Here is an 18,643-nt window from a genome sequence, read left to right on the forward strand (position 1 = left end):
GGCGGTTCATGAACGAAACACGCAAAGTACACACAATTCGGTTCGGCAAAAAATCGGGATCACTCACCGCTTACATCCACAATGAGGATCATCACCAACTCGACCCTTTTGTGCTTTGGGATCATTTTTCCGCCAAAGCCGTTATGCATTCAGCGGGACTGGACTACCATGGTCACTCCGGTATTGATGCCATCAGTTATCCGGTAATAGGAAAACTCAACCACTGCGACTCAGCAGGCAGCCACATCACGCTAGCCAGTGGTGATGTACACATCATGACCAGTGGTAATGGCGTTATTCACAAAGACACACTGACACCAAAAAACGGGCAAATTGAAGCCTTCAGTTTATGGACCGCTCTGCCTGCAGGACAACCCGAAATGGCGCCGGCTTCAAGCACCCACATTCAGGCACAACACTTACCGTTAGTCGAGGAAAAGAGCACCATCACCAAAGTCATTATTGGCCAGTATAGAAATGCCAACAGCCCCGTGCAATACAGCCTCCCAATCACCTATCTTGATGTCATGATTGCCCCCTATAGCAACTGGTATTTTGTGCCGGATAGCCTGCAACAAAGCGGCTTTATTTACCTGCAATCCGGTACCTGTTACATCAGCGGGTGCCAAATACAGTCTCAACAGATGGCCACGCTGCAACCCTCCGCTCTCCCTATCGAGATCCGAACAGGAAAAATCGCTGCCCGCCTCTTTGTCGTATTGGGGCAACCGCTTAAACAACCCTTCTACGCCTCTATCAGTTCAGTCCACTCTTCTCAAAAAAATCTGACAAAAGCGACCCAAAATATTAAAAACTTACTCCTCATGAGAAAATAACACCGAAGCAAGCAATTACTTAAAGTGAGAGTGATCACAAATTTGAATTTCCATTTTTTTGACGTTGTCAGTAGTACTGATTCATGGTGTAGAAAATTGCCTCACCACATCATTCAACATYTCCATCAATTCATTTACTTCTTAAATGAAAATTTCATATCCGTGTCAATTTATTGCCTTTCACACACCCGATTTAAGATTATAAATGCGATAACTACGTCAATACGCCATAAAAAATGCCATTTCATAACCGTCATAAAGAAACAAACGTCTCATCACACCGAAATAAAACCCGATTTTATTTGGTAATATATTCTGGTCTTTCATATCTGAATATTTATAAGTATGCCATCGCTTTTTTGTCATCATGCTGGGGCGCTGTTCCGCGCTAAGCCTATTGCTCTTTTCGTCTCATTGACCTGTTCCATTTCCATCGCGCACGCAAATACTGATCCCTTTGCGGATATCGATCAGCTGGATCTATTAATGTCGATGAGCCTGGAAGATCTTGCCAATGTTGATATCAGCATGACCTCTGCAGCAAAAAAAGAACAAGCTATTTCTGACATTCCCGCTGCTGCCTATGTGATCACCAATGAAATGATCCGCCGCAGCGGTGTGCGTTCTGTTGCTGAAGCGCTGGGGCTAGCGCCTGGCGTGCAGGTCACCCGTCTTTCAGAATACAACTGGCAAGTTTCCCTGCGCGGTTTAAATACCATTCTCTTTAATCAACTTCTCGTCATGATTGACGGACGCAGTGTTTATAGTCCGCTGATGTCAGGCACCTTCTGGCATACCATTGATACGGTCTTTGAAGACATAGAACGTATTGAAGTCATTCGCGGCACCTCAGGAACCATGTGGGGCGGTAACGCTGCCAATGGCGTGGTGAATATCATCACGAAAAATAGCGGTGACACACAAGGGCATTATGTCGAAGTGGCAAATGGTGAGCGCAACTACCAAGAGTTGAACTACCGTTACGGCACGACCCTAAGTGATAAAATCACTGCGCGTGCATTTGTAAAAGGGATCACTGGCGACTATTACAGTATCAATGATGATCTTTGGCGTAATGTGCGCGGGGGAATACGGGCCGACTACGATGATAACGCCCGTCAAATCACCGTACAGGCAGGCGGTTTTGAGACCAAATCGGATCATGACTGGTTCTATGGCAGCTTTGACAACGTCAACTTTGGCGATAAAGTCATGTTCAACGCTTCCGTCGTTGACGTGTATTCTCGTGGTCTCTATGCCAGCCTAGACTGGTTTGAAACGGTTAATGAAACCGACTATGAATTACACCTATGGACAGACTATAACTTTACTGATGAAGCCTCTGCACAAGGCGAGTTTTATTCATTTGATGTCGATACGCTCGCACGTACCGCACTAAATGAAAAACACGAATTGACCAGCGGGGCTGGCCTGCGCGTGATCCATCGCCGCACAGAGCCCTACCCGGACAATTTTTATTCTAAAATGGAAGCATGGGGCCGCTACAGTAACGACCCTGTCGGCACCGATATCAATGTAAATGGCTATATTCAATTAGAATCCCAACTGAGCGATAAACTGACCTCAACGTTAGGCGCAAAAATCGAATACTTTTCACTCAACGACACCGTAGAGTTACAGCCACAGGCACGCTTACTGTACAAATACAATGCTGAGCAGCAATTTTGGGTCGGCGCAGGCCGTGCTGTCGTCACCCCCTCTTTTGTCGACACGAAAACCGATATGTATCAGCTGAGCTATAACCACCCCAATGAACAGGGTGAATATGAGATCACTGGCGTCTTTATCTCTAAAGCCAAAGAAGATTTAGACAATGAAAGCGTGATTACTATTGATGCGGGGCACCGTTTTACCCCGATGCCATCACTCAATATTGATAGCACCGTGTTCTACAGTCAATACGACAACACGCGCATGGAAGACCCTAACCAACTGCTGTGTCATGATGGTAACTGTATTGATGGAAGCAACGTTGAACATAAGCTGCCTATTTACCTCGATAGCTACAATGATGACTTAGACGTTGAAACCTTCGGTTTTGAAACGGCCATCCGCTGGACGCCCTTTGAAGCACTAACAATCAATACCAATTATACGTTCATGGAAACAAATGCCCGTTGTTCCGGTTACGCCGCTTGTGAAAATGACACGACCCCCGGCTACAACATGAAATACAATAACCAGCCAAAACACTTTGTGTCGATGCAAAGCCTGTGGGATTTTGCGCCCGGTTGGCAGCTCGATTTGTGGTATAAATATCGAAGTGGCGTTTCAGTGGATAGCATGTACTATGACACCCCTTCCATCAGCACGGTTGATCTTCGTCTCGCGTGGCAGCAACAGCCCAATTGGCCACGTGTCGAGTTAGTGGTCGATGGTTTTGGTGAGGCGGCCTATGCCGATCAGCCAGGAGCTTATCCATCACTGGAAGAAACCATTTACTTTAAAGCGTCTTGGAATATCCAGTAATGAATTTATCCCGCATCTATACGCTTCTGTTTTATGTTGTCAGCCTGTGGGGGCTGACAGCTGGATCTGCGCATGCTGACATCGCTTTTTCCGAGTATAAAATCAAGGCGGTTTATATCTACCGCCTCACCAATTTTATCCGTTGGGATAATGCTTCCGAGGCCGCACCGATTTTTTGTACACTCGGTCAAGACAGTACCACTGCGATCTTAACGCAATTATTGGCCAAAAACGGAAACATAAAACCCGTTCAGCAGATGGACAACTTGGCGGACGCCGATAAGCAGTGTGATCTACTCTATATCACTGAAAAAGAACTTCACGCATTACATACCCTTCCACAATACCCGGGGTTACTCACAATCAGTGACAGTGCAGATACGTTGCCGTTAGGTGGTATGATTGAATTACGCACCTTGGGTCAGCAGATAAAGCCGGTTTTATCTTTATTAAATATAGAAAAAAACAACTTATCGGTAAGCTCACAGTTACTGCGCATTGCGATTATCTTTCCCCCTCAAGACAAGGTATTTCAGAGCTAACCGCTCAGTAAAACAAAGCAACAAACAAGCCCAGAAATTGAAAAAGAACGAGATCAAACCCTATCTCGTTCTTTTTTTTCCTATCATGATCACATAACACTCCAAAGCCTTACACGCCCCGGCGACCACTTTCCCTACTAACCATATTCTCAATGCACAGAAGTAAATATCCCCCTGCATAAATGGCCATGATCATTGCACTTATTATCTAAACGCGATAAAACTGTCACAAACGACTCAAAATACAAGCAAATAACCGCAACCAATAAAGTGACATTCGTTCAAAAAAGCAAAACAGAGAGATCTTTATCACAATAACGAGCATTCATTTTTTTGACATCCTATTGGGTTGAAAATCATCAATAACGGTCAAAAGCATCACCTTTTTTAACATTCACCAAGGACAATTTACACCCAAAAAGGAATATGCACTTCAGTGTCAAATTAATGCCTTAATTGAAGTGCAATTGTATAAAGATAACCATTAATTACCGCCACTCACATCCCTTAAAGGAATATATTTTAAAAGCGAATAATTTAGTGACAATACTAAACCGCAAGTCAATCACGTATTTTTTGATAAAATATTTATGTCAATTGCATATGGRTTTGTCTCAGCATGTCATCACTTGTATGTCCTCAATTAATTCCGTTATTTCGAATTAAACGCCTAGTGCTTTTCTTATCGCTTGCTTGCGCATCTGCCTATGCACACAGCGAAGAATTAGACCTCTTAATGTCAATGAGCCTTGAAGAGCTGTCTAATGTTGACATCAGCATGACCTCTGCCGCGAAAAAAGAACAATCTATCTCCGACATTCCAGCGGCGGCCTATGTGATCACCAATGAGATGATCCGCCGCAGTGGTGTTCGCTCTGTCGCTGAAGCCCTTGCGCTAGCGCCCGGCGTGCAAGTCACACGTATTGCCGAATATAACTGGCAAGTCTCCTTACGCGGTGTCAACGAAGTTTTATTTAACAAACTGCTGGTGATGGTTGATGGACGCAGCGTCTACAGCCCATTGATGTCCGGTTCCTTCTGGCACACCATTGATACCATGCTTGAAGACATTGAGCGCATTGAAATTATTCGTGGGACAGCTGGCACCATGTGGGGCGGTAACGCCGCGAATGGTGTCGTCAACATCATCACGAAAAACAGCCAAGAGACACAAGGACACTTTGTGGAAGTGGCGCACGGAGAACGCAGCTATCAAGAATTGAATTACCGCTACGGCACCACCATTAATGACAAGCTCACAGCCCGTGCTTATGTGAAAGGCCTAACCGGTGATTACTACAGCATGAATGATGATCTGTGGCGAAACCTGCGCGGCGGTATTCGTGCCGATTATGAAGATGAGCATCGCCAATTTACCTTCCAAGTCGGTGGCTATCACACCAAATCAGATCATTACTGGTATTACGCGGATTTTTACAATGATCCCGCCGATGTTTTTACCTATACGACCATTGATATTTACGCACGCGGCGCTTATGCGAGTTTTGACTGGTATGAGCAAACACAACGTACCGATTACGAACTTCATGTGTGGGCTGACACCAATTCTACCAACGAACCTTCCACACAAGGCGAATTTTATACCTTTGATGTTGATGCGCTGGCGCATATAAAACTGAATGATCGCCACGAGTTAACGACAGGCGGCGGTGTCCGCGCCATTCATCGCCGCTTTGTGGATCATCCTGATGAATTATATAGCCACGTTGAGCCTTGGGGGCGATTCAGTAATGACCCCACGGGCACGGATATGATCATCAATGGCTACGCACAGTTGGAAAGCCAATTGACGGATAAGCTGACCTCAACGTTAGGGGCTAAAGTCGAATACTTCTCACTCAATGACACGGTAGAATTCCAGCCGCAAGCACGTCTGCTCTATAAACACAGCCCAGAACAACAATTTTGGGCCGGTGCTGGACGCGCAGTGGTCACACCGTCTTTTGTTGCCACCAAAACAGATTCCTATTTTTTAGGCACGGTAGAGATAACGGATGGTAAGGGTAATGTTGTCGCGACCGCACCAGGTGTCATCATCACAGAGGCCAATGAAGATTTAAAAAATGAATCGGTTGTCACACTGGATGTCGGCCATCGGTTCTCACCGACACCCACGCTCAATATTGATAGCACCCTTTTTTATAGCCAGTATAATAACACCCTCATGGAAGGCGAAAGCGCATGGGACTGCACCTTTGGCCAATGTCTTGACGGCTCAACGTTACCTAACGGACTTTTTACACTGATTGAAAGTTACGGTGATGGACTGGATGTTGACAATTACGGTTTTGAAACGGCGATCCGTTGGACGCCTTTTGAGTCACTAACGCTCAATACCAGTTACAGTTATACCCAAACTGAAGCGACATGCTCTAATCATTACACATGCGAGATTGACGCACCGGCAGGAATGAAAACAAAATATAATAGCCAACCCGCACATTTAGTGTCAGTACAAAGCCTGTGGAATTTTGCCCCAGGCTGGCAACTTGATCTTTGGTATAAACATAAGAGTGCCGTTGACACTGATAGCCCGTATTACAAGGAATCTTCCGTTTCCACCATGGATCTACGACTTGCTTGGCAGCACCAGCCAACATGGCCACGCCTAGAGCTAGTTGTTGATGGTTTCGGAGAAGCGTCGTATTCAGAACTGCAAGGAAAGGCACCCGTTGAAGAAACCGTTTATTTTAAAGCGTCTTGGAACATCCAGTAATGAATTTTACCAACCGGTATAAACTTCTGTTTTATATTGTCAGCCTGTGGGGGCTGACGATTTGGCCAGCACAGGCTGAAAGTAGCGCTCAAAAAGCCTTCTCAGAGCACAAAATTAAGGCGGTATATATTTACCGCCTTGCTAGCTTTATTCGCTGGAATAATGGCACACAAACCAGCCCGCGATTCTGTGTGATTGGACGAGACAGCACCACGGTGACACTGGAAAAATTATTTGCCAAAAGCAGTTCAAACAAAGCGTTACTGAGCATGACTAACCTCACTGAAGCCAGTGAGCAATGTGACTTGCTGTACGTGACCGAAAGTAAACTGCAACTGCTGCAGACGCTGCCCCAATATCCGGGGCTACTGACGATCAGTGATAGTACCGATACACTGCATGTCGGCGGCATGATTGAACTACGTACATTAGGCCAGCAAGTAAAGCCCGTTCTTTCATTGTCTAACATCGAAAAAGCTAACCTCTCTGTCAGTTCGCAATTAATGAGGATCGCGATAGTCAACGACCCAAAGTCGAACAGCGTTGGGGGTAGCTTATGAATTCTTGGATTTCCAAACTCAGCCTCAACCAACGCTTGTCTATTCCTATCATGAGCTTTATTTTGCTTGCGTTTTTAGGGTTTCAGTTCATCAGTTACCAAAGTTATTTGGCCATTGAACGCGACAACCTGCTGTCACGCACACAAGCATTAGCCAATGGTGTGGGTATGAACTTAACAGCCTCTGTCTTGTTTAATGATGCGCAATCCGCTCAAGAAATCCTCTCGGCATTAAAAGCAGATTCGCTGATTGTCGAAGCGCGTCTTGAGCTGAACAACCATGAACAGTTTGCCCAATACACCAACAACAAATTCAAATCGGTTTATCCGACGGAGCAACAGCGACAGCTCATTATTCAAAATGGGCATCATTTTGCCCCAGAAATGCTGTACCTGATTGTACCGATCACGATTGATGCTGAAGAAATCGCCCATATGCACATTGCGGTTTCACTACAAGCATTGCAAGAAATGCGTATTTCACACCTTAAATACAGCATCATCATGCTGCTTTTACTGTGTGCAAACAGTATTTATATTATCAATCGCCTTCAGCACTGGATTGTGAAACCGATCACCCAGCTTAATGAAGGCATGCGCCGCATCATTAAAGGGGATAAACACCAGCCGTTGCCACAAAGCCAATACACAAACGATGAACTCTATGAACTCACCGATGGCTTTAACAACATGGTCGATACCATTAACCTTCGCGATCTTGAAATTCGCCATACAATGGATGCCCTGGGACTGGAAAAAGCCTTTGCGGATGAAGTGGTTGAAACGGTCCAGCATGCACTGATTGTTGCCGATCCAAACGGTATTATCACTCTCGCCAACAAAGCGTGTGAGCGTGTATTCAACCAATCACCTGAACGTTTGATTGGCCAACCGCTGATGGATCTGTTGAAACCCGTTGAACGTGACGCCATGCAGCAACTGTTAAATAGTGCACTGCAAAAAAACCATCAAATCGACCATTTGTTGCTCGACAGTGCGCATGACACCGGCACACGTACGTATCAAATCGTCAGCCGTCCCCTGCTGCACCGTCTGCAAACCTTGTTTGCGGTTGAAGATGTGACGGAACATCAAAAGGCAGAGCGTCAACAAAAAATGGCCGCAAAAGTGTTTGATCACAGCCAAGATGCCATCTTGCTCTTTGGTCAAGACGGCAATGTCAGCATGGTCAACAATACCTTCTTGCGCCTAACGGGTTACCAAGAACGCGATATTCTAGGTCAGCATTTCCTTCAACTGATTGACCCGAAAGAATATGCGCAAATTCAAGATGACATTCGCTTTTCGCTAATGATGGAAAACCACTGGAATGGTGAGATTCAGGTAAAAACCACTGACAATGAATTTGTACCGTTACTGGCGCGTATTAACTGGATCAGCGATACCCACAGTCAGGATAAGCAAACGGTTGTGATTGCCTCGGATCTCCGATCGATGAAAGAGATCAAACGCCTTGAACACTTGGCGAACCATGATCCTCTCACCAATTTGGCGAACCGAGCGAAACTCTACCAAGCATTGCAAAATCAAATGGTATTGCAAACCACCACCCGTGAAACATTTGCTGTCTTGTTCCTCGATCTGGATGGTTTTAAAGGGGTCAATGATACCTATGGCCACGATGTCGGCGATCAGGTACTGAAGATCATTGCGGAGAAATTACGCCGCACGGTGCGTACCCGCGACATGGTGTCGCGCTTAGCGGGGGATGAATTTGTTGTGCTGTTGTCCGCCATGCACGATGTCGACATGGTGAAGCAAACTTGCCAGCGTCTGTTTGAGCGCATTTGTGAACCCATGCATATCGACGGTTTTACCGTCACCATTGGTGCCAGTATTGGTTGCTACTACGTGCATGCAAGCGATTATCAAGACGTGGATGATATTTTACGCCGTGCAGATAAAGCCATGTATGAAGCAAAACTGCTGGGTAAAGGGCAAATCATTGAATATAACGACGGGTTACCGCACCGTGAGCTGGCTTGTTAATCACTCACAAGCCACGATACACATTGTTTAACCAGCAGTAATAAAAACGCTCCGTGCCGACTTATCGGTTCACGGAGCGTTTTTTATTGGTTCGGCATCTGTTTATGCCAACAACCCAAAACGGTTATTCACCACGCAATGCAAGGCGGTAAGTGCCCTTTGACGTAAACCATACCGCTTGTTTTTTCTTACGACCAAGCAAGATTGGGCCGTCATCAAAGAACAAGAAGTTCTTCCAATTACGCTTAAAGACACCCCATTGGGTTTCAATCACATTGTATTTTTCATAGCAGAAGAACACCGTGGTGTTGTCTTCCCAGTCAATGAAATCCGCCATCTCCGCCGGCAGTGCTGCGTCATCCCCATCCCAGTCACTCTGCCAGTTAAACGCACTCGACCAGAGGCTGTCATTCGACGCCCAATCCCCTTGACCAAAGTGATCCGCATCAGGGCTTTGTTTACTGATATGCTCAACCCAAATCTGCGATGAACGCGCTTGGGTAAAGGGCTTGATCAGCGCCAAATCGGCTTCTGCAACAGGCATGGAAGCATGGGTGAAGATCCACTTGCGGGTATAACTATTTAACTCTACGTAGTTCATGCGTTGACCTAACAATCTATGACGTCCAGAAATGTACCTGAGTCAGTGCCATTCTGCCAGTATTAATCCACGTCTCCGCCTTATCTACCCGCACAAAAAAAGCGGAATCGATACCGCTTTTTCTTTACCTTTTTCGGGGTTATGATTCGCCGAATGTCGAACTACTTTTTCGCGTCCCACACATTACTGACCCACCCCCCCACACTGTCGTCATAATGACAGCCCGTAAACTGTTTATCAGCAATGGGACTTTTTTCATGGTGCCCATCAAGCAATTCAGAAATGTGGCAAGCCATGGGATCGCCTCGAGACGTTAAACGCCGACGCGTCGCGACTTCTTTGATGATTTGTAAACGATACGCTGAGTTCATTTTCTTCACCTTTCCACACCTCTGTCTGTTGAGCCCAACTAAAAATAGAAGTCGCTAACACAATCGTCAAATCAACGACATGAAACGGTCATCTCAATGCGTTAAAGCCCAATACGGCAATCCCTCTACCTTTCAACGGGTTAATAATACCGTGAAGATTTCCCGTCTCATATCCCGCCCACTCCGTCGATCACGGTTGTACACACCTCTTTGCTAACTCATTGGATAGGAAAATAAAAATCTCTGTCATGAAAAATTCGTATTTTCTGTAAAATTTTCATCAGAACGAAAATTATTCCACGGCAAAACGCGCATCTTCCCCACGCTTGGGGTTAAAATGTTTATCAAATACTCAAAAACAAATAATCACTATGTATAACTTAGCCACCAACCTTGAACGCAACGCCGTATTTCGTGGTGATGACACAGCATTAATTTTCAATGATGAAAGCCTGAACTACCGAACCCTGAATACACTCGTTAACCGTATTGCCAATCACCTTCTGGGCTTGGGTATTCAACCTGACGATAAAGTCGCTATTTCGTGCCCAAACACGCCTGCGTTTGTTATTGGTTACTATGCCATCCAAAAAATCGGGGCTGTCACGGTACCGCTCAATGTGATGCTAAAAGGGCAGGAAGTTGCCTATCACTTGGATGACTCGGATGCCATTGCGCTGATCAGTTTTGAAGGGAACAGTGCCCTGCCATCCGGTGAATATTGCTTTGACGGTTTTAACCAAGCGCCTCAATGTCAGCACTTCATTACTATCGAATCAGGTGCCAATACCCCAATTCCAGAAGGGGCACACCGCTTTAATGCCTGGCTGGAGAGCGATCTCGACCAATTTGATGCGGTATACCGTCATGCTGAAGATACCTGTGTCATTTTGTACACGTCAGGCACCACGGGACGCGCAAAAGGCGCCGAATTAAGCCAAAGCAACATGCTGTGTAATGCACAGGCATGCCAAGCATTGACCAACCAGAAAGGCACCGATGTCAGTATCGCGATACTGCCGTTGTTCCACACTTTTGGCCAATCATTGATCATGAACACCTCAATCTTGGCAGGCAGTGCATTGGTCTTGATCCCACGCTTTGTGCCAAAGAATGTGATGCAGCAGATGCAAAAACACAAGGTCACACACCTTGCTGGCGTGCCAACCATGTTCATCGGCCTGCTGGCTTTTGCTGAGAAACACGGTGCTGAATACATTGACGACATTGCTGCACACTTAAGAGTGGCCATTTCTGGCGGCGCATCCATGCCTGTCGAAATCCTCAAGCAATTTGAAGCCAAGCTCAACGTACCTGTTATTGAAGGCTATGGGCTGTCTGAATCGTCCCCCGTGGCGGCATTCAACCACCTTGAGTACGAACGTAAACCAGGCAGCATCGGCCAGCCGTTACCGGGTGTTACCATGAAAGTGGTGGATGACAAAGGCAACGACGTACCGAGAGGCAAAGAAGGCGAATTGCTGATCCGCGGCCACAACGTGATGAAAGGCTATTACAAGAAGCCCAAAGATACCGCAGCAACCGTGGTTGATGGCTGGCTACATACTGGTGATATCGTTCGCATGGATGAACAAGGCTACGTGTTTGTGGTGGATCGCCTAAAAGAAGTGATCATCCGTGGTGGCTTTAATATTTACCCACGCGACATTGAAGAAACCTTCATGACCCACCCTGACGTACACATGGTGGCCGTGATTGGGATCCCACACAAAACCTACGGTGAAGAAGCCAAAGCCTTTGTGATATTAAAAGAAGGTGCTGACATCACAAGTAAAGAATTGGTGACATGGGGTAAAGCCCGCTTAGCCGATTACAAATACCCGCGCCTGCTTGATGTCGTCACTGAATTACCGATGACGGCGACCGGTAAAATCCTCAAACGTATGCTGAAATAATTCAGCCTATACGTTAGGCCAGCTTGGGCGTTAACCAGCTGGCCTTTTGGCATAACCCTCCAATCCCTGCTAACTTCATACTGAATGCTCACGGTTATTGTCGAGGTATGGATTTGCAGGTACCGTCTTTTTTCACACTTACCACATTGGCAACCTTGTTGTGCGTCACCAGCGTGCATGCCAATCCCGCCTCTGATCTACATCAATGCACCAAAACCTTTACTTACCAGCTTTTTTTCAACAATATAAAAATTGGCCAACTCAGTCGGACATTGCGCTGGCAAGACAATCAAGCGCAAGTCAGTGCTTACAGTAATATTAATGTACTAGCGACCAAAACCCGCTTTCGACAGCGCAGCCAAATATACTGGTCACCTGAACAAAAATCGTTTCTCTCTAAAGGCTTCACCCGCCAAGTGGATGGCTTATTAGCCGGCAACACGGAAGCGACGTTCAGTGCAGACGGTAAACATTCCACCGTGGATGAAAATGGGAAAACCCGTGAGTTCTCCAGTCCCTCACAGCCCCTGCTCGACAGCGATGCGGTCGGTAGTCAAATGCGCTTAGCCTTGATTCAGGGCAAAACGCATTTCAACTTCAAGTTGCAAGACAGTGATGACGTGAACCATTACTATTTTCAGGCCAAAGGTAAGGAAACCATAAACTCTAACTTCGGAAAAATTTCTGCCATTCGTGTTGAACAGGTACGAAAAAATGACCGAAAATTGGTAATGTGGTTTTCACCCGATGTGGACTATCAATTGGTGCGCGCGACCTATCAACGCAATATTTTGGATGTGAAAGCGGTGATGTTGAGCAAACAAATCACCTGTCCGGTCGCCGTCACGGCGAAAAACACCGTTAAAGCCAGCACCACAGAAACAGCATCAACGCGCCAACGTCCATAACCGCCCTCATTTCATCGTCACTTTGCCGCCAATCATTTTCAGGGCTGGCGCACCACGCATTAATGTATCACGGGCAAATTGCCCCCCGCACTGCGGGCAGATCCCTTCCTGCTCGGTGAAATCTTTCACAATGCGCTCTTTAAAGCATTTCACCAATGCGCCTTTGCCTCCTTTTCGGTACTTATATAACGGGGCTTTGCACCCCGCACACGCGATATCAACCGTTTTGGTCGGTCCTTTTTTATTGGGTTTTGCCATGTTATTTCTGCAGTCTGACTCGTGCGACTAATCGATCGATATACGCCAAATGATCCGCTTCCACACCGGCATGATTACCGTATTTCGGCTGATGGCGATCATTTTCAAACGGATAATGCCAGCCTTGCGTCGTCTCGACAAACTCTTTGGCAAACTGCTCAGAAATACTCAAACACCCCGCCAGTACCGTATCCACATACGTCTGCATGATCGGCGACAGCGGACACGGCGGAGTTAACTGGGACTGCGTATACACCCACACCGGCAAATCGACATCATGGCCAAGGTGTGTAACCACCTGTGCCGGATCCAACTGCACCCGTTGATAACCCCGTTCTCGTTGGTCAAAACACGCCAGCCCTTCATCATCAACACGCACCAACACACCATTACATTGGCCGTCCCCTAACGACGCCACTAATGGGGCAATCGGATAGTTACCATTTACTTTCCCCCAATGGCGCTGCAACCCTGACACCGTCGCAGGCAACGCCCCTTCGGTTTGCCCAGTTAACAAACGTGAATGGTGGTTAATCAAGCTTCCATAGCCAAATATATACATCTCGTTCCTTCCTTTTGTTTAAAACGGCAACGCAAAAAAGCGAGAAAACTGCTGCCATTCTTCCGTTAATGCTTCAAGGTTGCCAGGTTGAAAGTGTACCTTCGTCCCAGGACGCGCTTGTGCTAAACGGGGTAAATCCACCCGTGCCACACACCCTAACTTGGGGTAGCCCCCCAGTGTTTGCCGGTCATTGAGCAAAACAATAGGCTGACCATTCGGTGGAATTTGGATCGATCCTTGCGCAATGCCTTCTGAGATGATCCCTTCCACCTCACACTGAATCGGTTCACCGTCTAATCGGCACCCCATGCGATCCGTTTCTTGTGTCACAGTATAGTGACTCGCATAAAATTTCGCTTTTTCAAGCGGTTGAAAATGCGCCGCCTGATATGACTCCACCACCCGCAGCGTAATACTTGCTGCGTAATCCGGTACAAAACGGGGCGGAATGTGAGGAAGACGAATATGAGGAGAATCGGTTCGGTCCTGAAGCTCGATATCCATCCCCTTGAAAGGCACCCGATCACTGGCGACCAGAGGCTGCCCCTGAGCCAATCCCCCTAACTGATTGCGTACAACCGTCGCGCAGCTGCCCAACACCGTCGGCACATGAAATCCCCCCTGTATCGCCAAATAGGCGCGCAGTCCATGCCGTGCAAACCCGAGTTTCAACGTTTGTCCTTGCCGCATGATCCCACTTTGCCAAGTCACTACCGGTTCACCGTCCAAGGTGGCTTGCATTTCGGCACCCGTTAACACAAACACGCAGTCGTTAGTGGCGGTAAATTGGGCTTGCCCGAGGGTCACTTCCAAAACCGGCGCCTCAGCCCCATTACCCACCAAATAATTGGCCCAACATGCTGCATGGAGATCCAACGCACCGCCTTGGCTTATCCCCTGTTCAGCCGCACCCAATCGCCCCAAATCTTGTAATAAGGTCAACATACCTGGGTGACTCACGACCAATGCGGCCATATTTCACCTCCTTGTTGTAAAAACTGCTCACGACTGATCGGCGAAAATTGCACTTTATCACCGACCGAAAACGGGCTCATCGGCGTCTTATCCGGCGTAAAAAGCGGCACCGGACAGTTACCGATGATTTGCCAGCCCCCCGGAGAAGCATTGGGATACACCGCCGTCTGTTGATTCGCAATCCCCACACTGCCGGCGGGCACCTGTTTACGGGGTGTCGCTTGACGTGGCATCGCAATCTGCTCATCCACCGCCGCCAAAAAGGCAAAGCCCGGCGCAAAACCAATAGCACACACGGTGTAAGTTTTCGCGCAGTGCCGTGCAATCACTGCGTCGACCGATAACCCAGCGAACTCTGCCACCGCCGCCAAATCGGGTCCCACGGCATCATCATAAAAAACAGGGAGTGTCAGGGTACGATCGCCGGCATTGTCATTGTTGTGTTGACGATCAGGGTGTTGGCGATCAACGTGTGGTTTTTGTGGAAACAAACACGCCGCTTCATACTGTCGTAACGCCACGACCAATTGTGCGTAGCGAAGGTGATTCGGATGATATTGCACCAGCACCGAGGTGTAAGCGGGAATAACGTCAACAATCCCCGGTAACGGAAAATGTTGCAAGAAGTGGGTCAAATGCCCAATCGCTGGGGTTAAATCAAGATCGATCGCGTTACCCAGGTAAATAATCAGGTACGTTTCCGAAACAGGTTGAATGTCCATCATGCGCGTAAATCCTCAGATAAGGTTTTTACCAACGCAATGGAGGCATCGTTATCCCCATGCACACACACGGTATCGACCTGCAGTATCAAGAAATTTCCTGACAGCGTCCTCACCGTCCCACGCGCTAACAAGGCCACTTGCTGACGGATCTGCGTCGGATCATGGTACACCGCATTGGGTTGGCTTCTGGGGACCAATAACCCCTCATCGTCGTAAGCACGATCGGCAAAGGCTTCAAACAACAAAGGGACACCCTGTTCATCCGCCCACTGTTGATAGGCTTGATTGTCCACTCGTGCCAATATCATCAAGGCCAAGGGGGCAGAACGGTGCTGATTTAAACCGGCGACCGCAGATAAGATTGCCTGATACACCGTCTCATTTTGCATCATGTCGTTGTACAGTGCCCCGTGCGGTTTCACGTAGGTCACCGCCGCACCCTGCAGCTGACACAACGCATCCAATGCCCCAACTTGATAGGCCACCAGCGCAGTAATCGCAGCGGCGGAATGCGGAATACTGCGGCGACCAAAGCCGACTTTATCGTCGTAGCCAGGATGCGCCCCAATATCCACATGCCGAAAAACGGCCAAGGCGATGGTCGCCGCCATGTTTTCAGGATCAGAGGCATGAAAGCCACACGCGATGTTCGCCATGTCCACCCAGGGCATCACAGCTGCATCATTGCCCATGGACCAACACCCAAAGCTTTCCCCCATATCGCAGTTCAGTTTCATCCTTCATCCTTGCTAATGTACACGCTGTTTTTACCCTATACCTGCAACAAGATAGACGCAATCACCCACCTCTCATGCTGGTGTATTCACCCCGCAAAATATCTTAGCCATGTATTCGTACAGTAAAAAACACCGCTTTCTAAATCCCCATAAACACCTCAAATAATAGGCAAAAGGAATACTGAATTTTTAAAGAGGATACCGATTATCACTTTCTTTTTTGAATTATTTTCTCTCGCAAAATAAATGTGCGCGCGACTGCATTTTTCATTTTTTGCCGTCCATTACATTTTTTAATACTCTCGATTAGTGTCACAATAAAAAACGAAAAGGACTTCTCGCAGCGCATTATTCTGGAAGATAAAATACATCCAGAAGGCAAATCGTGAAGTTAGGTATTTATCTCAGCGAATATTCCTCGCTGTTGTAGAGTGAACAACATGAAATTGTCCGTTGTACAAAGAACCGTCGCTGGCTTTGCATTAATGTTCGTATTAATGGCCTTGCTGAGCAGCGTCAGCTTATTCAATGCCCAATCCCTGCAAAACAAAGTGGAACATATCACCGAGCAAACCACCCCCATGGTGGTCACCTCTGGTCACTTAATGACTCAGCTCATGCAAACGAGCTTGCTGATCAATACGTTTCATGATGATCCGGCGCAAATTCACCGCGTGGATCAAACCTTTTCCGATCAAAAGCAGGCATTTTTCCTGACACTGAAACAAGCACAAAGCGGTACACAAACCGCACGTGAGCGTCAGCAACTGGAGGCGATTGCCCAAGCGTCCACCCGTTACTTTACTCAAGCTGAGGCTCTGATTGCCTTACAGCAACGTTCCAATGCATTGATTGATCAACGCAATACGCTGGACTTACAATTCCTTCGCTTGGAAGACACCTATTTGTGGGCGGCAAACCTACTACTGCAAAAAGCATCCAGTAAGCGCTCGCTACATAACCGCGCAGAGTTGATCACCAGTGGCATTGCCCGTGACTTAAAATCCCTGCGTCGAGCGAACCAAGCCACAGATCTCACCCAGTTACGTACCGTGCTCGCGAAAGATATTGAAATAGCCTTTAAGCGCCTGGCCTTGATTGCCGTCGAAGACGATGTGAAAGCCCGTTATTCCCGCAACCTAAAACAGGTCGAATCCCTGACGTTGGGTGATAACGGCTTACTGGACGTACTGCAACAACAACAGCTGATCAACCGCCAATTACAGTCTGAACGTACCCGCACGCAAGACGAGTCGGCAACCATTCAACGCTTGTTGGAAAACTACGCCCAGCATGCGCAGCAATTAACGCAAACAAGTCGTTTAGATGCAGAAGCTGCCGTAAGCAACGCCTTCCTGTACGTCTTTATCATGATCGCCATTGCTGCCGTGATCAGCCTTTGGGTGGGGATCAGCACCACGCGCAGCATTCAACAGCCCCTCATTTTGATCAATGCCATGCTAGATAAAATGGCGGACGGGGACATGCGTAACCGTGCCAACTATGACGCGGATGACGAGTTCGGTGAGCTCAGTCGCTCCATGGACAAACTGGCCGACATTATGTCGCACACGCTGGGGAAATTTGGCGAAGGGGCAACCCACCTACTGGAAGAAGCCAACAGCTCTGCCGTTGTCAGCGATAATGCGATGTCACGGGTTGAAGATCAAAAAGCCCGTACTGACCAAGTGGCGGCTGCGATTTCAGAAATGGAAGTGAGTGCCAAAGAGATCGCCCGCTCCACCGACATGACCGTGGCTGAAGTGGAAAATACCAACCAAGCCGCCAACGATGGCCGAACACAAGTATCGCGCAGCCGTCAATTGACCGAACAATTGTCAGGTAACATCGAAGAAGCCGTATCCAATACCCAGCAGTTAAACCATTACTCCAACAATATCGGCTCCATTTTGCATGTGATCCAAGGTATTGCAGAGCAGACCAATCTACTGGCACTCAACGCCGCCATTGAAGCTGCGCGCGCTGGCGATCATGGTCGTGGCTTTGCGGTAGTGGCCGATGAAGTGCGTGCACTGGCAACCCGTACTCAACAATCCACCGAAGAAATTCAGCAGATGATCACCAACTTGCAAGGCAACGCGAACCGCATGGTCGACACCATGGGCGTCAGCCAAAAACAAATGGAAGACTGCCTAATCCAAACCCGTTTGACGGATGAAATCTTGCAAGATATCGCCACGCGCATGTCGTCCATTCAAAAGATGGCCGTTCACGTTGCCCATGCCACCGAAGAGCAAATCAAGGTCTGCCATGATGTGGCTGAGCATATCAATGGTATCGCCCATGTCGCGTTTGAAGCAGAAAAAGGCGCACGCGACTCGGCGGCCAGCAGCGAATCACTCGCTAACCTCGCTCAAGAGCAACAAACCTTGATTTCAAATTTCCGAGTGTAAGA

The 18,643-nt window shown here is 47.6% G+C and carries 16 protein-coding genes; 9 read left to right on the forward strand and 7 right to left on the reverse strand.

What is annotated here, in order from left to right; genetic code table 11:
* Positions 1 to 8: 8 nt before the first annotated feature.
* The 6 genes from L4C36_RS02155 to L4C36_RS02180 all read left to right on the forward strand — a co-directional run bounded on the left by L4C36_RS02155 (position 9) and on the right by L4C36_RS02180 (position 9,174).
* Positions 9 to 836, forward strand: a complete 828-nt coding sequence (locus L4C36_RS02155; protein ID WP_428476140.1) for a pirin family protein — start codon at positions 9 to 11, stop codon at positions 834 to 836.
* A 486-nt stretch (positions 837 to 1,322) separates the two neighbouring features.
* Complete coding sequence (locus tag L4C36_RS02160) at positions 1,323 to 3,326, forward strand: TonB-dependent receptor plug domain-containing protein (RefSeq protein WP_428476141.1); 2,004 nt, start codon at positions 1,323 to 1,325, stop codon at positions 3,324 to 3,326.
* Positions 3,326 to 3,868, forward strand: a complete 543-nt coding sequence (locus L4C36_RS02165; protein WP_428476142.1) for a YfiR family protein — start codon at positions 3,326 to 3,328, stop codon at positions 3,866 to 3,868. Before L4C36_RS02160 ends, L4C36_RS02165 begins: the two co-directional genes overlap by 1 nt.
* 736 nt (positions 3,869 to 4,604) lie before the next feature.
* Entirely contained in the window at positions 4,605 to 6,605 is a 2,001-nt protein-coding gene (locus L4C36_RS02170; protein ID WP_428476143.1) for a TonB-dependent receptor plug domain-containing protein, read from the forward strand.
* Positions 6,605 to 7,165, forward strand: a complete 561-nt coding sequence (locus tag L4C36_RS02175; protein ID WP_428476144.1) for a YfiR family protein — start codon at positions 6,605 to 6,607, stop codon at positions 7,163 to 7,165. Before L4C36_RS02170 ends, L4C36_RS02175 begins: the two co-directional genes overlap by 1 nt.
* Complete coding sequence (locus L4C36_RS02180) at positions 7,162 to 9,174, forward strand: diguanylate cyclase domain-containing protein (RefSeq protein ID WP_428476145.1); 2,013 nt, start codon at positions 7,162 to 7,164, stop codon at positions 9,172 to 9,174. The genes L4C36_RS02175 and L4C36_RS02180 overlap by 4 nt, the downstream gene beginning before the upstream one ends.
* Before the next feature lie 124 nt (positions 9,175 to 9,298).
* Here the strand turns inward: L4C36_RS02180 and L4C36_RS02185 are convergent, their stop codons facing one another.
* Together L4C36_RS02185 and L4C36_RS02190 are read right to left on the reverse strand one after the other, a co-directional pair.
* Positions 9,299 to 9,775 (reverse strand): DUF2947 domain-containing protein, encoded by a 477-nt coding sequence (locus tag L4C36_RS02185; RefSeq protein WP_428476146.1) that lies wholly within the window; start codon positions 9,773 to 9,775, stop codon positions 9,299 to 9,301.
* 161 nt (positions 9,776 to 9,936) lie between these two features.
* Positions 9,937 to 10,155, reverse strand: a complete 219-nt coding sequence (locus tag L4C36_RS02190) for a hypothetical protein (protein ID WP_428476147.1) — start codon at positions 10,153 to 10,155, stop codon at positions 9,937 to 9,939.
* Positions 10,156 to 10,517: 362 nt separating this feature from the next.
* Here L4C36_RS02190 and L4C36_RS02195 point away from each other — a divergent pair, with 362 nt between their 5' ends.
* Both L4C36_RS02195 and L4C36_RS02200 read left to right on the forward strand, forming a co-directional pair.
* Positions 10,518 to 12,062: a long-chain-fatty-acid--CoA ligase gene (locus tag L4C36_RS02195; RefSeq protein ID WP_428476148.1), complete on the forward strand. Its 1,545-nt coding sequence runs from the start codon at positions 10,518 to 10,520 to the stop codon at positions 12,060 to 12,062.
* A 107-nt stretch (positions 12,063 to 12,169) separates the two neighbouring features.
* Complete coding sequence (locus L4C36_RS02200) at positions 12,170 to 12,970, forward strand: DUF3108 domain-containing protein (RefSeq protein ID WP_428476149.1); 801 nt, start codon at positions 12,170 to 12,172, stop codon at positions 12,968 to 12,970.
* A 6-nt stretch (positions 12,971 to 12,976) separates the two neighbouring features.
* Here the strand turns inward: L4C36_RS02200 and L4C36_RS02205 are convergent, their stop codons facing one another.
* From L4C36_RS02205 to L4C36_RS02225, 5 genes are read right to left on the reverse strand one after another with little or no spacing between them, the layout of a single operon-like run.
* Entirely contained in the window at positions 12,977 to 13,228 is a 252-nt protein-coding gene (locus tag L4C36_RS02205; RefSeq protein ID WP_428476150.1) for a hypothetical protein, read from the reverse strand.
* Position 13,229: 1 nt separating this feature from the next.
* Positions 13,230 to 13,790 carry a gamma-glutamylcyclotransferase family protein gene (locus L4C36_RS02210; RefSeq protein ID WP_428476151.1) on the reverse strand — a complete coding sequence of 187 codons (561 nt, stop codon included), beginning with the start codon at positions 13,788 to 13,790 and terminating at the stop codon, positions 13,230 to 13,232.
* Positions 13,791 to 13,808: 18 nt separating this feature from the next.
* Entirely contained in the window at positions 13,809 to 14,765 is a 957-nt protein-coding gene (locus tag L4C36_RS02215) for a 5-oxoprolinase subunit C family protein (RefSeq protein ID WP_428476152.1), read from the reverse strand.
* Positions 14,747 to 15,490, reverse strand: coding sequence for a 5-oxoprolinase subunit PxpB (gene pxpB / locus L4C36_RS02220; RefSeq protein ID WP_428476153.1), 744 nt, complete (start codon positions 15,488 to 15,490; stop codon positions 14,747 to 14,749). Before pxpB ends, L4C36_RS02215 begins: the two co-directional genes overlap by 19 nt.
* The gene (locus L4C36_RS02225; RefSeq protein ID WP_428476154.1) at positions 15,487 to 16,227 is read right to left on the reverse strand and encodes a 5-oxoprolinase subunit PxpA; all 741 of its coding nucleotides are present in this window, start codon (positions 16,225 to 16,227) and stop codon (positions 15,487 to 15,489) included. The genes pxpB and L4C36_RS02225 overlap by 4 nt, the downstream gene beginning before the upstream one ends.
* A gap of 440 nt (positions 16,228 to 16,667) precedes the next feature.
* On the opposite strand from L4C36_RS02225, the gene L4C36_RS02230 reads away from it, so the two are divergent.
* Positions 16,668 to 18,641 (forward strand): methyl-accepting chemotaxis protein, encoded by a 1,974-nt coding sequence (locus tag L4C36_RS02230; RefSeq protein WP_428476155.1) that lies wholly within the window; start codon positions 16,668 to 16,670, stop codon positions 18,639 to 18,641.
* Positions 18,642 to 18,643: the final 2 nt, after the last annotated feature.

This window comes from Photobacterium japonica (assembly GCF_050337005.1).
GTDB classification, from domain to species: Bacteria; Pseudomonadota; Gammaproteobacteria; order Enterobacterales; family Vibrionaceae; genus Photobacterium; species Photobacterium japonica.